Source organism: Micromonospora sp. NPDC048894, assembly GCF_040649765.1.
GTDB classification, from domain to species: Bacteria; Actinomycetota; Actinomycetes; order Mycobacteriales; family Micromonosporaceae; genus Micromonospora; species Micromonospora antibiotica.
In genome coordinates, this window is the sequence record NZ_JBEZFY010000034.1 from 1 (window position 1) to 3,223 (window position 3,223).

At 56.6% G+C, this 3,223-nt stretch carries 1 rRNA gene; it reads right to left on the bottom strand.

Annotated elements, in window-relative coordinates:
• Positions 1–55: 55 nt before the first annotated feature.
• Positions 56–3,165: ribosomal RNA gene (locus AB0C22_RS31155) — 23S ribosomal RNA — on the bottom strand.
• Positions 3,166–3,223 lie beyond the last annotated feature (58 nt).

A 3,223-nucleotide genomic window follows, 5' to 3' on the forward strand; every position in this document is an offset into this window, starting at 1 on the left:
GTGGGGGGTTGTTTGGTGTTTGTTCAGAGTTGCACAGTGGACGCGTAGCAGCCTTGTAAGCAAGTCCTCGGCCTATTAGTACCGGTCAACTGAACCCGTTACCGGGCTTACATTTCCGGCCTATCAACCCAGTCGTCTAGCTGGGGGCCTTACCCCCACAAAGTGGGGTGGGATACCTCATCTTGAAGCAGGCTTCCCGCTTAGATGCTTTCAGCGGTTATCCCTTCCGAACGTAGCTAACCAGCCGTGCCCCTGGCGGGACAACTGGCACACCAGAGGTTCGTCCGTCCCGGTCCTCTCGTACTAGGGACAGCCCTTCTCAAGTATCCTACGCGCACGGCGGATAGGGACCGAACTGTCTCACGACGTTCTAAACCCAGCTCGCGTACCGCTTTAATGGGCGAACAGCCCAACCCTTGGGACCTGCTACAGCCCCAGGATGCGACGAGCCGACATCGAGGTGCCAAACCATCCCGTCGATATGGACTCTTGGGGAAGATCAGCCTGTTATCCCCGGGGTACCTTTTATCCGTTGAGCGACACCGCTTCCACTCGCAAGTGCCGGATCACTAGTCCCGACTTTCGTCCCTGCTCGACCTGTCAGTCTCACAGTCAAGCTCCCTTGTGTACTTGCACTCAACACCTGATTGCCAACCAGGCTGAGGGAACCTTTGGGCGCCTCCGTTACCCTTTAGGAGGCAACCGCCCCAGTTAAACTACCCACCAGACACTGTCCCTGAACCGGATAACGGTCCGAAGTTAGATACCCAAATCAACCAGAGTGGTATTTCAAGATTGCCTCCACCCATACTGGCGTACAGGTTTCACCGGCTCCCACCTATCCTACACAAGCCCATTCAGATACCAATGTCAAGCTATAGTAAAGGTCCCGGGGTCTTTCCGTCCTGCCGCGCGTAACGAGCATCTTTACTCGTAATGCAATTTCGCCGGGCCTGTGGTTGAGACAGTGGGGAAGTCGTTACGCCATTCGTGCAGGTCGGAACTTACCCGACAAGGAATTTCGCTACCTTAGGATGGTTATAGTTACCACCGCCGTTTACTGGCGCTTAAGTTCTCCGCTTCGCCCCGAAGAGCTAACAGGTCCCCTTAACGTTCCAGCACCGGGCAGGCGTCAGTCCATATACATCGAATTACTTCTTCGCATGGACCTGTGTTTTTAGTAAACAGTCGCTTCCCCCTGCTCTCTGCGGCCATACAACGCTCCACCCGCACGGGGCTTCACGTCTCCGGCCCCCCTTCTCCCTAAGTTACGGGGGCAATTTGCCGAGTTCCTTAACCACAGTTCGCCCGATCGCCTCGGTATTCTCTACCTGACCACCTGTGTCGGTTTGGGGTACGGGCCGCTAAGAACTCGCTAGAGGCTTTTCTCGGCAGCATAGGATCACTGACTTCACCTGAATCGGCTCGGCATCACGTCTCAGCCCTCATGTGTCGCGGATTTGCCTACAACACGGCCTACACGCTTACCCCGGCACAACCACCGGCCGGGCTCAGCTACCTTCCTGCGTCACCCCATCGCTTGACTACTACCCACCAGGTTCCTGCGCTCCCCGTTCTCAGTCCGAAGACCTCCAACAGTTCGGGCAGTTAGCACAATAAGGTTCATCACGGGCGCTCTTTCGCGGGTACGGGAATATCAACCCGTTGTCCATCGACTACGCCTCTCGGCCTCGCCTTAGGTCCCGACTCACCCAGGGCGGATTAGCCTGGCCCTGGAACCCTTGGTCATCCGGCGGAAGGGTTTCTCACCCTTCTTTCGCTACTCATGCCTGCATTCTCACTCGTGCCGCGTCCACAACTGGGTCACCCCGCTGCTTCACCCCCGGCACGACGCTCCCCTACCCACCCACACACCTGCACACCCCATCAAGGAGATGCGAAGTAAAATGTGAGTGCCACAGCTTCGGCGGTGTGCTTGAGCCCCGCTACATTGTCGGCGCGGAACCACTTGACCAGTGAGCTATTACGCACTCTTTAAAGGGTGGCTGCTTCTAAGCCAACCTCCTGGTTGTCTATGCGACCCCACATCCTTTTCCACTTAGCACACGCTTAGGGGCCTTAGCTGGTGATCTGGGCTGTTTCCCTCTCGACTACGAAGCTTATCCCCCGCAGTCTCACTGCCGCGCTCTCACTTACCGGCATTCGGAGTTTGGCTGATTTCGGTAAGCTTGTGGGCCCCCTAGACCATCCAGTGCTCTACCTCCGGCAAGAAACACGCGACGCTGCACCTAAATGCATTTCGGGGAGAACCAGCTATCACGGAGTTTGATTGGCCTTTCACCCCTAACCACAGGTCATCCCCCAACTTTTCAACGTTGGTGGGTTCGGCCCTCCACGCGGTCTTACCCGCGCTTCAGCCTGCCCATGGCTAGATCACTCCGCTTCGGGTCTAGAACATGCGACTACGACGCCCTATTCAGACTCGCTTTCGCTACGGCTCCCCCACACGGGTTAACCTCGCCACATGCCACTAACTCGCAGGCTCATTCTTCAAAAGGCACGCCGTCACCCCGCAAGGCTCCGACGGATTGTAGGCGAACGGTTTCAGGTACTATTTCACTCCCCTCCCGGGGTACTTTTCACCATTCCCTCACGGTACTCGTCCGCTATCGGTCACCAGGAAGTATTTAGGCTTACCAGGTGGTCCTGGCAGATTCACGGCAGATTTCAGGGGTCCGCCGCTACTCGGGAACACCCACAGAAGGTCAGCAACTTTCACCTACCGGACTCTCACCGTCTACGGTCAGCCATTCCAGACTGTTCGACTAGCCACTGACTTGATAACTTCTCGAACAAGTGTCAGCTTGTTCAGCAGGGTCCCACAACCCCGACCACGCAACCCCTGACAGGTATCACACGCAACCGGTTTAGCCTCAATCCGCTTTCGCTCGCCACTACTCACGGAATCACTAAATTGTTTTCTCTTCCTACGGGTACTGAGATGTTTCACTTCCCCGCGTTCCCCCCATACACCCTATGTGTTCAGGTGCAGGTGACACCACATGACTGGTGCCAGGTTTCCCCATTCGGACACCCTGGGATCACAGCTTGGTTGACAGCTCCCCCAGGCCTATCGCGGCCTCCCACGTCCTTCATCGGCTCCTGGTGCCAAGGCATCCACCGTTCGCCCTTGACAACTTGACCACAAAGATGCTCGCGTCCACTGTGCAATTCTCAACAAACAACCAACCCACAACCCACA